Below are 16,773 nucleotides of genomic sequence, written 5' to 3'. Positions count from 1 at the left end.
TGTTTGCCGGCTTTTCATTATTATTTTTTATCTTCCACTGCTTCAAGTGCTTTTTCTGGATGGTTTGAATAGAATTTACGGCCAATAAAGGTTTGAATGATCAACAAGATCCCTCCGACTGCCCAGTAAACCGGTAGAGCCGCCATCGATGTAAATGAAATGAACATGATCATAATGGGCGAAATGTAAACGAATAACTTCATCTGCTTTTGCTGCTGTTCAGGCATGGTCCATAACGACACTTTTGCCTGGAAAAAGTAAACTGCTCCAGCAATCAAAGTCATAATGATATCTGGTGAGCCCAGATTGAACCATAAGAACTCATGAGCTTGAACATCTGGCGAGTAAAGAATGGCAAAGTATAGACCCATGATAATTGGCATTTGGATAACGACAGGCAAACAACCCATATTCAACGGGTTGACCTCGTGTTTTTTATATAACCCCATCATTTCCTGCTGCAATTTCATCTGTTCTTCTTTGTCTTTCGTTTCTTTCAAGCGCTTTTGAATGTCTTCCATTTCAGGACGCATTCCATCCATTTTCACTTTCATTCCTTGCTGACGCTTATATGTGCGCAGCATAAAGGGCATCAATACTAATCGAATGACAAGCGTAATGACAACAATGGCCATGCCATAACTACCGCCGAACAATCCCCCCAAATAATCCAATGAGAAATCGAATGGTTTAACGAAAATCGAGTAAAAGAATCCTTCTTTGTTTTCAACAGCCGAACACCCACTTAATAGAACAGCAGCAACAGCCATCATTATTAATAATGTGATTTTCTTTTTCAAATTAGTCACCTTCACCTTTTTTAACTACTATGAAGTATAACGATAAGCGTAGCAAAATTCAATCCATGAAGCAAACACTGTTGGATTTTTTAATTTTTGTGACAAAATTACGGCTTTCCGCACGACAAGTAGAGCTAATTATCTTAACTGGAGAACTCTCGCAGACAGTTCCACTTTCAGGTTTGCTGAAATGCGTCCGCCCGGAGTGAAGCTTATACTCGTTCCTGTTAATCCATTCGAAAATATGAATTCTTCAGTTCGACTCATATAGCTTGATCACGTTGAAAAATGAGTAAGAAAAAAAGGAGAATTTCTTCTCCTTACTTAGCATTTGGCAATGTATAGCGAAAATACGGAATGTGCTGGCTGTCACGGAATTGCTTTGGCGTGACTGCAGTGTATTTTTTGAAGATTCGTGTAAAATAGCTTTGATTACAGAAGTGGAATTGCTTAGAAATATCCGAAATGCCTTTATCTGAATGGCGGAGGTAGTATTGAGATTCTTCTACACGGCGGACGTTTAAGTATTCAACAAGCGTAATACCGGCGTGTTCTCTGAAGATTCGGGATAGATGACTCGTCGAAATATTAAAATGCTTAGCGATTTCTTCGACTGATAAATCACGCTCTACTTCATCATTGATATAGATAACTACTTTGTTGACTGTTTGATGCCCGAAAGAAGGCTGCTTACGTTCAGAAATGATCGACACAAAGAACTCAATCAGTTCATCTGCCACAAACATGAATTCTGAATCATTCATATGCTTATCCACCAATTCCACACAAGCTGAGTTGAAAGCGAATGCTTTTTTAGGAGGTACGCGCATTTCATAAAGTTTACGTGCCATAACGGAAGACAAGATGATGTAATAATTGCGGATAGAGCGGATAATATCTTTTTCCGAACGAAGTGAGAGCATATCAATCAATTCTCTCAATGTCTCTTTTGCACGCTCTTTTTCAAGGTGATGAATCTCATACATTAATTGTGTTTCAACTTCAAAAAATTTATCCAACCCTTCAATTTGGTTTAAATTTTCTGTTTCGTTCATAAAGATTTTTGAAATAGTTTCTTGAATAGATGGTGCTGTGATAATATTCATTGTTTCCCCGTCTTTCTTTGTACAAGTTTTTGCAACAATATCTCAACTATATACTGAAATAATCTAAAATAATAGAGTTAAGCTGCTAATTTTGTAATTTTTTTGTGCAATTTGCTCTATTAGCTAAAACCCCTCTTATGCCATCAGTAATGTTTTAATACAAAATTTATACTATATATAACGTAATCGTTTTAAAAAGGTTTCATTTCATTCTATAAAACTTAATTTTAACAGGAATAGAAAACAAACCAAAGAAAACAGATATCTAAGTTGAACTAAAGAGGTAGCTTTTTCAACTCGATAAGATTAGCTAACCGAAGAAATCAATCCAGGCGAATGCTTTCGAAATGCCCATAACAAAATCGTTCTTATTACGAATAATGAGTTCAACATGTACAGTTTTCTTTAAATTCCCACTTGGCAGTCGAATGGATTTCAGCGTTTACACCCTGAAATCCATCCGGTAAAATATTCTACTGTTATTCGTCCTCACCCGGCGGAATCAACGCCCGAATATGGCGGGGCAATACTTCAATGACAAAAGGAGTCTTACAGCCCTCGTCACCGTCAATGTTGGAGGACAAAGGTTCATTGGTTTTAATCGACACTTTTGTTGTGTGAACGACCTCTACCGAAGGATCTTCTTCCAGTTTGCCTCTTATCACCGAAGTTGCAATGCGTATAAAGGCTGGAAGAGCCGCATTTCCCACAATGTACAAGTGCAACAGACCGTCATCAGTCAAAGCCTCCGGCGCTAATTTCTCAAAACCGCCTACTGAATTTGTCAGGGCGACTAGTACCAGCTTCGCTTCTCCAGACCATGTTCCATGGTCATGCTCAATCTCAAAATATGTTTCTGTATCTGTGGTTACAGCCTTCACACCTTCGATGAAATAAGCCAAAGCTCCAAATTTGGTTTTTTGCTCCGGATCAACATCATAAGTAGACTCAGCTATATCCCCGATTGCCAATATATTCATGAAGAAGTGTTCTCCAACTTTGGCGATATCCACTCGCTTTTCATAGCCAGTTTTAAGCGCTTCGATAGCTTCCGGGGGATCCAAGGAAATTCCCAAAGCCCTGGCGAAATCGTTGACAGTGCCAAGTGGAATCAGTGAAAACAAAGGTTGATGCGACTGCTCAGCTATTCCAGATACCGCCTCATTGATAGTGCCGTCTCCGCCCATAGTCACAACGAAATCATATTCCTTCTCGCATGCCTCTGCCGCAAAATGTGTCGCATCTTTTTCCTTTTGTGTTTCCCTTGTGTCCACTTCATAGCCCATCGAGACAAGTGTTTCTTCCACTTGCCCCCGATATTCAGCAGCACGCTCTTTTCCGGCAGACGGATTTAATATAAACATTGCTTTTTTCATCATCAGACCTCCGATGGTATAATACAGCTATAGCTATCTTTACACCCGAATCAGGGTGAAAATCCAGAAAACTGCGATTTTTTTCAAGAAAGTAGGAACTGTCTTGCGCCTTTTCATCTATGTTGTTATATTTTTTGCTTTCTTTGACCTATTTGCCCAACTTCCCATCATGAGCACCTATGCGGTGTCTTTGGGTGCCAGCCCCTTTATCGCTGGACTGGCAGTTGGCATGTACTCGCTGTCCAACACATTTGGGAACGTCATTTCCGGTATATTCTCCGATCGAAAAGGGCCGTTTGCCATTTTGGTCATCGGCTTATTGTCGACAAGCATCACATTGTTTACATACACCGCAGTCGATGGACCATATATTCTATTGGTAGTGAGATTTCTTCACGGCCTGGCAGCTGGACTTACGGTTCCTGCTGCATTTACCTACTTGGCCAACCGAACAGAAGCAGCCAAACGTGGAAAAGGGGCTGCATTATCAGGTGCGTTTGTCGGATTAGCCGCAATCCTTGGCCCAGCTTATGGAGCTGTCTATACGAGCCGAAATGATGTACCTGCAACCATGTCCCTTACCGGAACCATGATTTTGCTCATTGGCATTGCGGCATTTTGGGTGTTGCGCAAAACGTCCATAAAAAAAGAAAAGACTGTCAAAAGCTCTATCTCCGTGATGGATATCGTAAAAAACAGTGGCTTGATCCGTTCTTTTTCAGGCGCTTTTTTCCTGATGTTCTCGCAAGGTGTTCTGGCTTATATGCTGCCTTTTAAAGTCGAACGGCTCGGATTAGATCCCCAACTCACCGGGTTGCTGTTGAGTACTTTCGGAATTTCGGCTATCTTGGTGTTCTTGCTGCCGATCAATCGAATTTTTGATGCTGCCAAGCCCATCTATACGTTAATTGCGGGATTTACGGTTATGGGTGCTTCGTTGTTCTTTTTAAGTGCAGCCACAACTGAACTATCACTGTATGCCAGCATGTGCAGTTACGGACTGGGCTTTGCGCTATTGTTTCCATCCATCAATTCCATCTTGATCGATTCGACCAATACTTCATCCAGAGGGCGATCCTATGGCTATTTTTACGCCTTTTTTTCTATCGGTGTCGTAGCTGGTTCTAGCATTACAGGCGCTTTGGCTTTAAGCCCTAACCAGGGATTTATCGTCAGCGGCTTATTATTGCTGGCTGCTTCATTACTTAATATACTAACTTCCAGAAAATAACGGCAGTAAAAAGGATGGTCCGGGACCATCCTTTTTCTTATAGGTTATCTGTATTGATTTTATTTTCAGGATCAACTGATGCCGTATTTTCAGCTTTTTCACTGCTTACGTCATTTGGTGACAGCTTTACGTCTCCAGTTTCCTGGTCTTTCTTCTTTTGCTGCTGCTCGTTATAGTATTGGATGCTTGCTGATGATCCGCCTTCTGCAACCATTTTTTCTTTGCGTTTTTCTGTTGTGTCTGGCGTATCTTCATTTTTTGAAGTTGGATGTTCTTTCTTGTCCAAGTTTTGAGATTCCATGTAAGAATTCACCTTCACTTTCGTATCATTGAAAGCCTTAGTGGCTTTTTCACGGTTTTCAGGATTTTTGAAATATGCATATGCTCCAGCAGCCAATCCTGCTAATAAAAGACCTCTTCCTCTTGCCATTTACAACACTCCTCCATCTGTTTTGTCTAATGCTTAGTATTTACCCTTTTTTCATAAAGCTAATCCTTTTCTATATGTCAAAAGTATTACATTTCACTGCGCGTAAGTTTCATGTCTACATGCGGAATTCCATCTTCATCGTAGCTGTCTGAGACAGGCTCGAAACCGAAGGATTGGTAAAACTCCTGGAGATAGACTTGTCCTTGCAATTGAATCGCTGGTGCATTCCACTCGTTCAATATGTAATCAATGCTGCGCTCCAACAACTCCTTGGCAAAGCCACGCCCTCTCGCTTCTTTACGCACGATGACCCTCCCAATGGAAGGCAACTCGTATTTCACGCCTCCCGGGACCAAACGCGCATAGGACAACACGTTGCCATTTTCGCGATACAGCAAGTGAATGGATAATTGATCGAAATCGTCCAGTTCCGGGTAAGGACAGTTTTGTTCGACAACAAATACATCCACTCGCAGCTTTAATATGTCATATAATTCCTTTGCTGTTAATTCATCAAATCGATAGATCTTCCAGTCCACACTTTCCAGCCTCCCTTTACTTCTATTATTCCACATTAGTGGCTATTGGACTCTTTTTTTGATATGATTGCAGAAAGAATTCCAGAGGTGATTACATGATTCGTACTGGTACATCCGCAGATATCACATCTGTTCAAGAAATTGCTAAAGTTAGCTGGAGTGATACGTACGCTGGTATCATCCCCTCTACAGTCCAACAAATTTTTCTGGATAAATCTTATTCTACTCCAATGATGGAGATGCGTTTAAAAAGAACACTTATATTGCTTGCAGAGCACGAAGGACAACCCATCGGCTTCGCAAATTTCACAAAAGTGGATGAAGATGGTGATGCTGAGCTTATTGCTATCTACATGAAACCGGAATTTCAACGCTCGGGCTATGGCAAACAATTGCTCAACAGCGGTTTGAGCTATCTGCTCAATGGCAACAAACTTTTCGTATACGTAGAGAGCGAAAACGTGAAGGGCCGGAATTTCTATGAAGCAAACGGCTTTGAACTTCTCGAAGAATTTGAGGAATTATTTGAAGGTCATCCTTTGCAAACAACTAAATATGTCTACGACCTAAAAGCAGCTGTCTTATAGGCAATTGATTTTTTCATAGACTCACAAAAAGAGACGTTCAGGCACTTCTGCCTGAACGTCTCTTTTTGTTGTCGCACTAACGCCTGCTTTACAAGGGGCGGTAAGGCGTATCGTCATCGTTGCGGGTTGTTGTAGTGTCATCACGACGCACCTCCTCTTCCCGGGGCACTGAATCTTCTTTGCGATGAAGCTGATCTTCTTGGTACTTGAAGTCATCATCGCGCAAGCTCTGTTTGTGCTGTATCTGTGGTTTGCGGACAAAGCACATAATTGCAGCGATATAGAAAACAATAGATGTCGGTGACAGTAGCCCCGCAAACAAGCCAGCGAGGATAAAGAAAATACCTGCAACGGATGCTTTTCCTTTTTTGCGAAGATTAACCAAAGCGATAATTGCCAAAATTGTACTTAATCCCAATAATGCAATCATCACCCATCCCATAACAGTAAAGCCTGAAGACATCATATCTAGCATTATTTGCACGTCTTCAGGGTTTGTTATAGTTGGATCCGCCAAAATTTCATCTTCCATAAACTGCCGCATTTCTGGCATAGTCGAGTAACTCGCCATCGCAACACCGATCAAAGCAATTGCCAAAATATTAAAAACAATTCCGATAATGCCAAGCACTTTCTCTCCCGATCTGTTCACCATGTCTTGATTCATTCAATCCACCTCTTCCTTTTTTTATGTCTCATGAGTATACGCACAGTTAAGGTTTTGGTCCCTTACTATATTACTCTGTTCCCCTAATAAAATTAATAAAACCTGTTTAAAAAGCGAAAAGAAGGGTATTTTATTAACAACAAAGATTTGAAAGGAGTTCTAAATAATGGAAAAAAATATAATTTTTAGCCAAGCAGATTTCATGTACGGTGTTGGCGGAGCTTCAGTTTTAACAGCTATCGTGTTCTTAATGACAAGCATTTAACCGGAGGTACCGAACACAAAAATACATAGTCTTCAATTAGCAAAAGCAATCCACTCGACTGACAGCGGATTGCTTTTCATATGCCCATTATTCTATTTTTTGACCAGAAGCAGTAACATGCATCGCACTAAAGATTTTCTTTATATTTTGACATCATCGTATTCTTTGTAACGATCAAAAGCCGTTACCGCATAAGAGCAGACTGGTTCTATTTTATAGCTGTGTTCACGGGCATAGTCTGCTGCCCGATCCAAAAGTTTCTTGGCCAGGCCGTGGTTGCGCATCGTTTCATCGACAAAGGTATGTTCGATAACCATAACATTTGCCAGCTCTGTCCACGTAATTTCCGCTTTTATCTTACCTTCTTCTTCAAGGCGATAAGCAAATTCGTCGCTCCCCAGTTCAATCAATTTGAAATCCATCTTCCATTCTCCTCCTATTCATTAATTGATACTCAGCGGACGAAGAGATGCTTCAATCTGAGCACGTTTCGGCTCTAAAAATGGCGGCAACGCTAATTCTTGCACTAAAGCATCCATCGGTTCGTCCGTCGCGAATCCTGGCTCATCTGTCGACAATTCAAAAAGAATCCCATTAGGCTCACGGAAATAAATTGCTTTAAAGTAATAACGGTCGACCTCACCGGAAGTCACAAAACCATTCGATTTCAAATAATTATTCCACTTGCTATAGTCTTCATACGTTTTCACACGGAACGCAACATGGTGGACACTCCCTCTTCCTGGACGTTCCGGCGGAAGGTCTAAACGTTCCTCTAAGTGTATTTCGCCAGCAGGACCCCCTTTTCCTGTCGAAAAGACCAAAATATCTTTTTGCCCTTCCACTGTGGACGGATAATACCCTATTTGTTCAAATCCCATAATGTCTGTCAGAACGGATGCCGTTTTATCGCTTTTCCGAACCGTTAATCGGACATGCCCCAATCCGACAATCGCAAACTCTTCCGAAATCCCGGCTTTGGTCCAAGGTATTCCATATTCAATACCACTGCCGTCATCGACAACAAGCATCAATCTAGAACCCTCGAAATCCTGGAACGTTAACGTCGAACGTTTGAAGCGCTGCTCAATACTGCCATGCGGGACCTCCAATTCATCAAAGCGTTCGATCCAGTAACCTAATGCTCTTTCGCTTTTCACACGGAACGCCGTATTACTGATGCTTGAAACGCCTGGGTAAGTTCGCCCTGCCATCGGGATATCGAAATACGTCATATCAGTCCCTGGAGTTCCGACAGCATCGGCATAAAACAAATGATACGAAGATGGGTTATCCTGATTAAAACTGTTTTTCACTAAACGCATTCCAAGGATCCTTGTAAAAAAGTCATGATTAGCATCGGCGTTGGCTGTTATCGCAGAAACATGATGAATTCCTTCTAATTTCATGCTAACTCTCTCCTCTTTATCTTGAATTCGAGATATTAATCCATACTATCACTGTCTTTTTTGTTGCACAAGCTATTTTGTTCCATAAAAAAAAAAGGCATTCCTAAGAATTAGGATTTGCCTGTTTTGCGTTAGTTTATCCAGCCACGTACTGCATCTGCTAGATTTTTAAAGAAATTCTTCACACTTTCCCAAAATCCCTCATCATTGACGATTGTACCAATTTTGTCTTCAATGGTCTTGCTCAAGTCTTCTAATTGCGTTGACCATTGTGAAAAATCAATATCAAGCTGACGGATGCGATCCATTAGATCCACCAATAATTGACGATCTTCGGGGCTTAATTCAATTTGCAGCTTGTTCAATTGCTCTTCGACTATCTGTTCTACTTCTTCACGTGAAGCCGGGTTTTGCTCAGCAATCTGCTTTTTGATTTCGGTTAATAGCTCACTGACTTTAGCGTCTTCCACGCCGCCGTCTGCAAGTTCAGTAGCAACGGTCAATTCATCATTTGCGACGTCCGTCCGTTCCGGATCCAATTCCTCACCATTTACTTCATAGGCTTTGTAGATTCCTACGAGCGCGGAATGGCCAGTTACTGCTTTAGGCGATGCCACTTCTACAGTCGCGTTTTCAATACCCGCAGTCAGCATGGCATTGGCGTACATTTCAGACGTAACCTGCGTAATGTTATCAGGAGTTACAATTTCGATGACTAGTCCAGCACCTTCATCTTTACGAGTAATTTTAGCGGATGAATACATATTGGCACGGGAATCGCCATCTTTAATGTAGTTGACCAGATCTTCACCCGTCACTTCAATTTCTTCCACATCCACTTCTCCTGCAACATTCAGGCTTTCAGCAACAGATGCTTTTTCATCAGCAGATAGATTGCCTCCGTACACAACGATTGGCAGGCCAAACTTTTCATTAATGCCGACATTTGCCGAACTGTATGACGGCAGCGTAACAGACAAAGTGAACAGTAATGCTATAATAGTTAGTAATTTCTTCATTTCATATTGCCCCTTTCTTCAAATTAATACGAAATTAATTTGAAAAGGTTCCTTTACTTGGTCGACTTGGTCCATCCTTCTTCTTGGATGATTTGACGGTTCTTATACAACTTGCCAATTGCCCGCTTAAAAGCAGCCTTACTCATGCCGAAGATTTCCTGGATTTCGTCTGGAGAAGATTTATCGGTAAACGGCATTTTGCCACCCGACTCCTCTAGGTAACGCATGATTTGTTCAGAATCATCCAGTAAGCGCTCTTGTTTTCTTGGAAGCAAAGAGCCGTTTAACGTACCATCATCTTTTACGCCAATGATACGGACTGTCTTTTCTTCGCCCAGACGCGGCTCTTCTTCCCGCTCAGTTTCGTGTACAAAAATCCGGTGCATGTCAGGCACGGACAGCATAAAGGTGCCGACTGGCAACAAACGGTAAGCACGTGCTTGCAGGTTTTGGTTAAAAATAGTTTCGGGTGCTGGCTGCATCAACTCCAACACTTTTTCTTCTGTCGCCAAGCGTCCGTATAAATCGCCGTGGCGATCGGTCCGAAGCGTCATAAAAATATGATCCCCTTGCTTTGGCCATAATTCCATGATTTGCGGAAGATCCGCCGGCAGTAAGTAGACTTCACGTGTTGTGCCGATATCAACTACTGCGCCTTCTCGAGCGGACACTTTCAAAACTTTCGCCCATCCGTATTCGCTTGGCAGAATGTGAGGAATCATCGGTGTTGCCGAAACGCCACCTTGACGATTACGGTAAAGGAAGACTTCAATTTGTTCGCCAATTTCCTGTCCTTCTTCTATTTCTGATGCATTCATCATTACTTCGTCACCTGAACCATCTGATAAGATCCATTGCGATGTCGAACGGTCTTTTACTTGTAATATTGCTTTTAATCCTGGGTGTAAAGCCATAATAAGCTCCTCCTAATTTCGTTAACTGTCTTTTCCTTCTTTTCTCAGCCGTTCAAGTTTGTCTCTGAAATCTGGACTTGCTTCTAGCAGTTGGACCAAATCGGCAATCCGATCGATTGAATTCCAGCTTAAGTGGTGTTCAATTCCTTCAACGTCCCCATAGATTCGCTCTTCTTCCACTCCGATTGACCGAAGAAATTCTTCAAGCAAGCCATGCCGCTGCAATAACCGTTTCCCCAGCTTCTGACCTTTTGGCGTCAGCACAAGACCTCTATAGCGTTCGTATATCAAGTATCCGTCTTTATCCAGCTTCTGCACCATCTTGGTAACAGAAGAAGGCAACACGGATAAGGCCTCCGCGATATCCGATACGCGCGCATAGCCCTTTTGCTCGATTAATGAATAAATGATTTCAATATGGTCTTCCATACTTGGAGTAGGCAAAATTCTTTCCTCCCTCACGTAGCTATGTTCAGTTTACTATACCGCCATCATTGAAACAACTGGGCTGGACCCCCTTTAAAACAGTCCGTTTTTTCAGAAAGGTTTACGGCAATTATCTCTGGGGTACTTATTACTATAACCAAAAAAATTATTATAGAAAGGTCAGGTGAAAAACATGGGACGCATTCTTTGGATTATTCTAGCAGTTATTATTGTAGTATGGCTTATCGGATTCTTAATGGACGTAGCAGGCGGACTAATACACATTCTTTTAATTATTGCTGCAATCGTACTAGTTATCAATTTGGTTACTGGACGGAAAGGCGTATAGCCATAGCATCAATCTAACACACACGGTTATCCCAAAAGCCACGATACACGGCTTTCGGGATAACCTTTTTTGTTTATCAGTTCAATAATAAAAGCAGAAGAAGAAATCATCGATTTTCTCTCCTGCTTTATTATTGCCTATGGCAGGCATCATTTTATTGTCTGATTTTTGCATAGACGCATGTATCCCGAAGCTTGTTGCCTACCCGGGAAACCGCATCATTGCGTAACGTCCCTTCCAGTTCGAAATGTAGCCGGTTGGCTACTGCACGGCTACGGACATTGTCTGGGTCACAACGAATTTCAACGCGATTAGCGCCCAATTCCTCGAAAGCAAAGCGCGTGATACGTTCCACCGCTTCCGTAGCAAATCCTTTGCCTTCAAAGCGGCTGTCGATCCAATAGCCGATTTCAAACTTGCGCACTTCCCAGTCAATGCGGTGAAGCCCTGTAGAACCGATAAACTGGCCGGTTTCCTTCAGAAAGAAATGCAGGCGCAAATCCTTGCGCAATTTAAAATTTGCTGCAGCTTCTATTAATGTTGCTTCTGTTTCCGACAGATCGGGTTTTTGTTGTGCAAACGGCAGCCATGGACGGAATGCTTCTAGGGAGTGCATGACAGCTTCGTAACTGGCCTTTGCATCTTCTCTCCTAGGTGCACGTATCAGCAATCGTTCGGACTCAAACTCTTCGGGGAAATCAAGCAATACCGGATTGAATGGCGGTTCTTTTGTTTCTATTACGGCGTCGTCCCACAAGACCGGTGTGGTAATTCCAGCCTGCCAGTCTTCTCGCGTCATGCCATAAATCACCGCATCGTAATAGCGGTTTTCCCGCGGAGAAAACCAAGCTTGCCGCAGATGAGCTTCCTTGACAAAACCAGTTCGTTCAAAAGCTTTGCGCATCGCAAAATTATCATGGCGTGTATTGCCTTCTAGACGAATCTTCTTTTCCGGCAACGAAAAAACAAAATCGGCGACCATTTTTAATGCTTTTGGACCATAGCCTTTGCTGCGGTAAGGATCTGCAATCCGCAAATCAAAAAGAGGGATGTCATCTTGCAGATCAAATATTTTCACTAAGCCTACTTGCTGATTTTCTTCGTTTTCAATCCAGAACGTCGTCACTTGATCCGACTTATAGCCGCCTTCTTCAATCGTTTTCTCGATCAAAGCACGGACTGGATGTTCATGGCCATGAAAAGGCCATGAATTTGTTGTCATAAAATGAATCAGCTGCTCTTGCTCTTCCATTGTCCATTCTGTTAACTTCAATACAAAACCTCCAAACATACCTTACTTCTGAACTTTTACAAGACGTAACGCATTCAAAATAACAAGCAGCGTGGCTCCCATGTCTGCAAAGATTGCAATCCACAAGGTTAGCCAACCCGGAATTATTAACAACAATGCAATGATCTTGAGTCCTAATGCAAAGACGATGTTTTCTTTTATTATACGCAATGTTTTTCGGCTGAGTCGAATCGTATAAGGAAGTTTTTCCAAATCATCAGCCATCAGCGCGATATCCGCCGTTTCCAATGCTGCATCCGTTCCTGCTCCACCCATTGCGATCCCGATACTTGAAGCGGCCAAAGCCGGTGCATCATTAATGCCATCTCCGACCATCGCTACTCGGCCGTATTGTTTTTGCAGCTCTTTAATCGCTGCTAATTTATCTGCCGGCATTAATCCTGCTCGAACATCTGTAACACCGATTTCTGCTGCAATAGCTGTTGCCGTTGCCGGGTGGTCTCCTGTCAGCATGATAATCTGGTTGATGCCCATCGTTTTCAGTTTCTGAATAATTGAAGGACTTTCTGTACGGATGGCATCGGCTATCGCGATAATGCCGAGCAATACCGTTTTTGAAAATACGGCAGTGACAGACTTTCCACTCTCTTGCAGTTTACGCGCTTTCTCAGGAATACGTAAGCCCTTTTCTTCAGCCCAATTTAAACTGCCGACGTAAAGGACTTCTTCATTAACGGTTGCATACGCACCTTTACCTGTAACTGAGTTAAAGTTTTCAGAAGGATATGTGCTCGCTGCTTGTTTTGTAATGGCTCTAGCTAACGGGTGCTGTGACATCGTTTCTACTGATGCCGCAAGCTTCAGCAGCTCTCGTCGTTCAATTGCTCCCTGTGCTAAAATATCCGTCACTTCCGGATATCCTTTTGTTAAAGTTCCTGTTTTGTCAAAAGCGACGGCATTGATCCGTCCGGTTTCTTCTAAATGAATACCGCCTTTGATGAGCACTCCTTGACGCGCAGCATTGCCGATGGCTGTCACGATGGCAACTGGTGTTGACACTACCAGCGCGCATGGACATCCCACGACGAGCACCGCTAAGCCTTGATAAACCCATAGTTCCCAGTTGCCGGTCAGAAAGCCCGGAACTAACGCTACCAAGAAAGCGACGATAATGACTGCCGGTGTATAGTATTTTGCAAACTGATCGATAAACTTCTGAGTCGGCGCTTTTTCAGCTTGAGCTTCTTCTACTAAATGAATAATTTTAGCGATGGTGGTATCTTCGACACGTTTTGTGACCGTAACTTCGAGTGCCCCTTCTTCATTCATGGTACCCGCAAAAACTTCGTCTCCTACCATTTTGACTGCAGGAATTGACTCTCCTGTAATCGCTGCTTGATTGACGGCAGATTGTCCGCGAAGGACTGTTCCATCCATGGCGATTTTCCGTCCTGGTTTGACGATCAAAATATCTCCTATGCGGATATCTTCTGTATCCAGCTCGACCAATTCACCAGCGCGTTGAACCAATGCGCGTGCTGGTGCCAAATCCATCAAACTACGGATAGACTGGCGCGCTTTGTTCATGGAGAAAGATTCCAATGCTTCACTGATAGCAAAAAGAAACACCACTACAGCACCTTCACGCCATTCTCCAATAATGACGGCACCAATAATCGCGATGGTCATCAATGTTTTCATATCAAACTGGAAAGCAGTGAGATTTTTTAGCCCGCTCCAGAACATGTGGTAACCGCCTATTGCCATAGAGCTCGCAAACAAAACGATCGACCAAGGATGTGTTTCGTCTAGTCGGAACGATGCGATAATTCCCGCAATCAACAATAGCAGTGAAAAAGCGGTCTCTATCGTCTGGCGTCGTCGATAGAAAGGAACGTGCTTGATCTTTTGTTTTTCAGGATAGACACGGATATGATCGAAAGCTCCTGCTTTTTCAAGCGCTTCAATCGTCACATTTCCGTCAATCATCAGCTTAGAAGCACCAAAATTCAACTTAACATTTTTAATTTCAGGCAAATTCAAGATATTTTTTTCAAATTTAGCTGCGCAACTAGTGCACGATAAATTTTCAAGACGATACGTTTTAATCAATTCCCACACCTTCTTTCGTGTGTTCGTGAGCAATCGTCACCAATTGACGTACATGATCATCAGACAGCGAATAATAAATTTGCTTTCCTTTACGCTCCGACTTCGCTAATGCTCTTTCTCTTAGATAACGCAAATGATGAGAAGCCGTTGCTGTAGAAGATCCAATGACCGCAGCGATATCACAGACGCACATTTCTTGCTCTATTGTTAAGGCATACGCGATGTTCAGTCTAGTTTCATCCGCCAGCGCTTTAAAAAGACTGGCTACCTCACTCAAATTGGTCATGCTCTTCTGTACACGGTCGACTACTTCTGGATGAACTTTTGTCACTTCACATAATTCTTTCATGTCGACACCTCTTTCATTCAAACTAGCATTTGACTGTTTTCCACAGTATATCTATTCCTCCCACCACAGTCAAACGCGCGTTTGAATGAAGCTTATTTACAAGCTGAAAAAAAGGTGCTACAGTTTTAAAGTTATTGCACGAAGAACATTGGATGCGACTCATCTGCTGAATTTGAAAGAGTAGCCGATTTGCTCCATATCTCAACTAAACTACCAGAACAATTGAAGCTGGCCTATTTTCCAATGTACTGGCCTAGCGCAAGTGCAGCCACGGGCTAGACAGAGCGATGAGACAGGTTTTCTCCCCGGCTTACTGTATGAGCTGGGGAGAATCCAGGTAATCCTGGGCCCGCCTTGGCGATGAGCCGGCTTAGGCGCAATTATCTTTGCTCTACTCAAAGCGCGTTTGAAATGCTATTTCTTAAGTTCAACTTATATAGTTCAATTAATATAGAAGGAAGTGGAGTTTTTTTGAATACCTTATCTTACAAAGAGCAATGGTTTGGCAATATCCGCGGTGACATTCTTGCCGGAATTGTTGTGGCTCTCGCGCTTATTCCAGAAGCAATTGCTTTCTCCATCATCGCTGGAGTAGATCCGATGGTTGGCTTATACGCTTCGTTTTCCATCGCTGTCATCATTTCTTTTGTCGGTGGGCGGCCTGCTATGATCTCAGCCGCTACCGGTGCCATGGCACTGGCCATGGTATTGCTGGTCCGTGATCACGGACTGGATTATTTACTCGCAGCGACTATCCTTACCGGTGTGCTGCAATTAATCTTTGGAGTATTAAAAGTTGCCCGCTTCATGAAATTCATTCCTCGAGCCGTCATGATTGGCTTTGTCAATTCACTCGCTATCCTTATTTTCATGGCACAGGTGCCATTCATTTTCGGCGTCAACACCCTCACCTACGTTTTTGTTGGAGTCACGCTAGCGATTGTTTACATTCTACCGCGGTTTTTCACCGCCATTCCGGCACCTTTGATTGCTATTCTGGTGTTGACAGGAGTGGTCATATACGGAGGAATCGATATGCAGAATGTTGGCAGTCTCGGCACCATTTCGCAAACCTTGCCGAGCTTCTTTATACCGAGCGTGCCGTTCAATTTTGAAACCCTGCAGATTGTTTTCCCCACTGCACTGGCTTTATCCGTCATTGGCCTACTGGAGTCCTTGTTGACTGCATCGATTATCGATGATGCAACAGAAACCGGATCAGATAAAAATCAAGAAGCTCGTGGACAAGGAATCGCCAACATCATCACTGGATTTTTTGGTGGAATGGCAGGCTGCGCCATGATCGGTCAGTCTGGCATCAATGTTCAATCCGGCGGTCGTGGACGGCTGTCTACTTTTACGGCCGGTGTCTTCCTGATGTTCCTGATCATCGTCCTCGGCAATTGGGTGGTTCAAATCCCAATGCCGGTCTTGGCAGGCATCATGGTCATGGTCTGCATTGGTACGTTTGATTGGGGCTCGTTCAAATATTTGGCGACTGCACCGAAACCAGATGCCCTCGTCATGCTGCTGACTGTTGTCGTTGTCGTTTACACGCATGACTTATCCAAAGGTGTATTTGCCGGTGTTATTTTAAGTGCTTTGCTGTTTGCCGCTAAAATTTCCAAAGTAGAAGTACGTAAAGAAGGATTGGAAACCAATCCGTCGAATAGATATACCGTACACGGACAATTGTTTTTCGCTTCTTCCCAAGACTTTGTTTCTGCATTCGATAAAGTTGAGACTTCCGAAGAGATTGTACTGGATTTTTCAGATGCAACCGTCTGGGACGACTCAGGCGTCGGTGCAATCGACCGAGTCATGAATAAACTACAAGCACAGGGACAGACTGTTGAAATTGTCGGTTTGAACGCTTCGAGTCATAAGCTTATCGATAAGCTAGCGACCTATAGCAATGCAGACAAAGGCATATAATTAGGAG

At 42.9% G+C, this 16,773-nt stretch carries 18 protein-coding genes; 4 read left to right on the top strand and 14 right to left on the bottom strand.

Annotated elements, in window-relative coordinates:
• Positions 1 to 20: 20 nt before the first annotated feature.
• The 3 genes from yidC to BBH88_RS02725 form a co-directional block, all read right to left on the bottom strand.
• Positions 21 to 800, bottom strand: coding sequence for a membrane protein insertase YidC (yidC, locus tag BBH88_RS02735; RefSeq protein ID WP_006830218.1), 780 nt, complete (start codon positions 798 to 800; stop codon positions 21 to 23).
• A gap of 320 nt (positions 801 to 1,120) precedes the next feature.
• Positions 1,121 to 1,906, bottom strand: a complete 786-nt coding sequence (locus BBH88_RS02730; RefSeq protein WP_006830219.1) for a helix-turn-helix domain-containing protein — start codon at positions 1,904 to 1,906, stop codon at positions 1,121 to 1,123.
• Positions 1,907 to 2,385: 479 nt separating this feature from the next.
• A complete protein-coding gene (locus tag BBH88_RS02725) occupies positions 2,386 to 3,285 on the bottom strand; it encodes a diacylglycerol/lipid kinase family protein (protein ID WP_238323389.1) in 900 nt (299 codons plus the stop codon).
• 100 nt (positions 3,286 to 3,385) lie between these two features.
• Between BBH88_RS02725 and BBH88_RS02720 the strand changes: the two genes are divergently transcribed.
• Complete coding sequence (locus BBH88_RS02720) at positions 3,386 to 4,513, top strand: MFS transporter (RefSeq protein ID WP_006830221.1); 1,128 nt, start codon at positions 3,386 to 3,388, stop codon at positions 4,511 to 4,513.
• Between the two features lie 37 nt (positions 4,514 to 4,550).
• Here BBH88_RS02720 and BBH88_RS02715 read toward each other — a convergent pair whose 3' ends face one another.
• Together BBH88_RS02715 and BBH88_RS02710 are read right to left on the bottom strand one after the other, a co-directional pair.
• Positions 4,551 to 4,943: a hypothetical protein gene (locus BBH88_RS02715; RefSeq protein ID WP_006830222.1), complete on the bottom strand. Its 393-nt coding sequence runs from the start codon at positions 4,941 to 4,943 to the stop codon at positions 4,551 to 4,553.
• A gap of 86 nt (positions 4,944 to 5,029) precedes the next feature.
• The gene (locus BBH88_RS02710) at positions 5,030 to 5,482 is read right to left on the bottom strand and encodes a GNAT family N-acetyltransferase (protein ID WP_006830223.1); all 453 of its coding nucleotides are present in this window, start codon (positions 5,480 to 5,482) and stop codon (positions 5,030 to 5,032) included.
• A gap of 95 nt (positions 5,483 to 5,577) precedes the next feature.
• On the opposite strand from BBH88_RS02710, the gene BBH88_RS02705 reads away from it, so the two are divergent.
• Positions 5,578 to 6,069 (top strand): GNAT family N-acetyltransferase, encoded by a 492-nt coding sequence (locus BBH88_RS02705; RefSeq protein WP_006830224.1) that lies wholly within the window; start codon positions 5,578 to 5,580, stop codon positions 6,067 to 6,069.
• A gap of 88 nt (positions 6,070 to 6,157) precedes the next feature.
• Here the strand turns inward: BBH88_RS02705 and BBH88_RS02700 are convergent, their stop codons facing one another.
• The 6 genes from BBH88_RS02700 to mntR form a co-directional block, all read right to left on the bottom strand.
• Positions 6,158 to 6,736 carry a DUF4064 domain-containing protein gene (locus tag BBH88_RS02700; protein WP_006830225.1) on the bottom strand — a complete coding sequence of 193 codons (579 nt, stop codon included), beginning with the start codon at positions 6,734 to 6,736 and terminating at the stop codon, positions 6,158 to 6,160.
• Between the two features lie 405 nt (positions 6,737 to 7,141).
• Positions 7,142 to 7,423, bottom strand: a complete 282-nt coding sequence (locus tag BBH88_RS02695; protein WP_006830226.1) for a GNAT family N-acetyltransferase — start codon at positions 7,421 to 7,423, stop codon at positions 7,142 to 7,144.
• 21 nt (positions 7,424 to 7,444) lie between these two features.
• Complete coding sequence (locus BBH88_RS02690; protein WP_006830227.1) at positions 7,445 to 8,410, bottom strand: ring-cleaving dioxygenase; 966 nt, start codon at positions 8,408 to 8,410, stop codon at positions 7,445 to 7,447.
• 131 nt (positions 8,411 to 8,541) lie between these two features.
• Complete coding sequence (locus BBH88_RS02685) at positions 8,542 to 9,429, bottom strand: DUF1002 domain-containing protein (RefSeq protein ID WP_065536191.1); 888 nt, start codon at positions 9,427 to 9,429, stop codon at positions 8,542 to 8,544.
• A gap of 53 nt (positions 9,430 to 9,482) precedes the next feature.
• A complete protein-coding gene (locus BBH88_RS02680; RefSeq protein ID WP_006830229.1) occupies positions 9,483 to 10,343 on the bottom strand; it encodes a CvfB family protein in 861 nt (286 codons plus the stop codon).
• Positions 10,344 to 10,364: 21 nt separating this feature from the next.
• The gene (gene mntR, locus BBH88_RS02675; RefSeq protein ID WP_006830230.1) at positions 10,365 to 10,787 is read right to left on the bottom strand and encodes a transcriptional regulator MntR; all 423 of its coding nucleotides are present in this window, start codon (positions 10,785 to 10,787) and stop codon (positions 10,365 to 10,367) included.
• Positions 10,788 to 10,962: 175 nt separating this feature from the next.
• On the opposite strand from mntR, the gene BBH88_RS19100 reads away from it, so the two are divergent.
• Positions 10,963 to 11,118 carry a lmo0937 family membrane protein gene (locus BBH88_RS19100; protein ID WP_146558271.1) on the top strand — a complete coding sequence of 52 codons (156 nt, stop codon included), beginning with the start codon at positions 10,963 to 10,965 and terminating at the stop codon, positions 11,116 to 11,118.
• Positions 11,119 to 11,272: 154 nt separating this feature from the next.
• Here the strand turns inward: BBH88_RS19100 and BBH88_RS02670 are convergent, their stop codons facing one another.
• Genes BBH88_RS02670 through BBH88_RS02660 form a run of 3 tightly spaced genes read right to left on the bottom strand, consistent with a single transcriptional unit; the run spans position 11,273 to position 14,831 of the window.
• Positions 11,273 to 12,391, bottom strand: coding sequence for a GNAT family N-acetyltransferase (locus BBH88_RS02670; protein ID WP_006830231.1), 1,119 nt, complete (start codon positions 12,389 to 12,391; stop codon positions 11,273 to 11,275).
• A 21-nt stretch (positions 12,392 to 12,412) separates the two neighbouring features.
• Positions 12,413 to 14,482, bottom strand: a complete 2,070-nt coding sequence (locus tag BBH88_RS02665; protein ID WP_006830232.1) for a heavy metal translocating P-type ATPase — start codon at positions 14,480 to 14,482, stop codon at positions 12,413 to 12,415.
• Positions 14,475 to 14,831, bottom strand: a complete 357-nt coding sequence (locus BBH88_RS02660) for an ArsR/SmtB family transcription factor (RefSeq protein WP_006830233.1) — start codon at positions 14,829 to 14,831, stop codon at positions 14,475 to 14,477. Before BBH88_RS02660 ends, BBH88_RS02665 begins: the two co-directional genes overlap by 8 nt.
• 471 nt (positions 14,832 to 15,302) lie before the next feature.
• Here BBH88_RS02660 and BBH88_RS02655 point away from each other — a divergent pair, with 471 nt between their 5' ends.
• The gene (locus BBH88_RS02655) at positions 15,303 to 16,766 is read left to right on the top strand and encodes a SulP family inorganic anion transporter (protein ID WP_065536192.1); all 1,464 of its coding nucleotides are present in this window, start codon (positions 15,303 to 15,305) and stop codon (positions 16,764 to 16,766) included.
• Positions 16,767 to 16,773 lie beyond the last annotated feature (7 nt).

It is taken from the genome of Planococcus antarcticus DSM 14505, from assembly GCF_001687565.2.
In the GTDB taxonomy this organism is placed as follows: Bacteria; Bacillota; Bacilli; order Bacillales_A; family Planococcaceae; genus Planococcus; species Planococcus antarcticus.
This window is presented reverse-complemented; position numbering and strand designations above follow the sequence as displayed.

What these genes read in the sequence shown, in the direction of transcription:
- BBH88_RS02730 (WP_006830219.1), bottom strand. Translation starts at nt 1,906, where the DNA reads ATGAATATTATCACAGCACCATCTATTCAAGAAACTATTTCAAAAATC.
- BBH88_RS02725 (WP_238323389.1), bottom strand. Translation starts at nt 3,285, where the DNA reads ATGATGAAAAAAGCAATGTTTATATTAAATCCGTCTGCCGGAAAAGAG.
- BBH88_RS02715 (WP_006830222.1), bottom strand. Translation starts at nt 4,943, where the DNA reads ATGGCAAGAGGAAGAGGTCTTTTATTAGCAGGATTGGCTGCTGGAGCA.
- BBH88_RS02705 (WP_006830224.1), top strand. Translation starts at nt 5,578, where the DNA reads ATGATTCGTACTGGTACATCCGCAGATATCACATCTGTTCAAGAAATT.
- BBH88_RS02700 (WP_006830225.1), bottom strand. Translation starts at nt 6,736, where the DNA reads ATGAATCAAGACATGGTGAACAGATCGGGAGAGAAAGTGCTTGGCATT.
- BBH88_RS02695 (WP_006830226.1), bottom strand. Translation starts at nt 7,423, where the DNA reads ATGGATTTCAAATTGATTGAACTGGGGAGCGACGAATTTGCTTATCGC.
- BBH88_RS02690 (WP_006830227.1), bottom strand. Translation starts at nt 8,410, where the DNA reads ATGAAATTAGAAGGAATTCATCATGTTTCTGCGATAACAGCCAACGCC.
- BBH88_RS02685 (WP_065536191.1), bottom strand. Translation starts at nt 9,429, where the DNA reads ATGAAGAAATTACTAACTATTATAGCATTACTGTTCACTTTGTCTGTT.
- BBH88_RS02680 (WP_006830229.1), bottom strand. Translation starts at nt 10,343, where the DNA reads ATGGCTTTACACCCAGGATTAAAAGCAATATTACAAGTAAAAGACCGT.
- BBH88_RS19100 (WP_146558271.1), top strand. Translation starts at nt 10,963, where the DNA reads ATGGGACGCATTCTTTGGATTATTCTAGCAGTTATTATTGTAGTATGG.
- BBH88_RS02660 (WP_006830233.1), bottom strand. Translation starts at nt 14,831, where the DNA reads ATGAAAGAATTATGTGAAGTGACAAAAGTTCATCCAGAAGTAGTCGAC.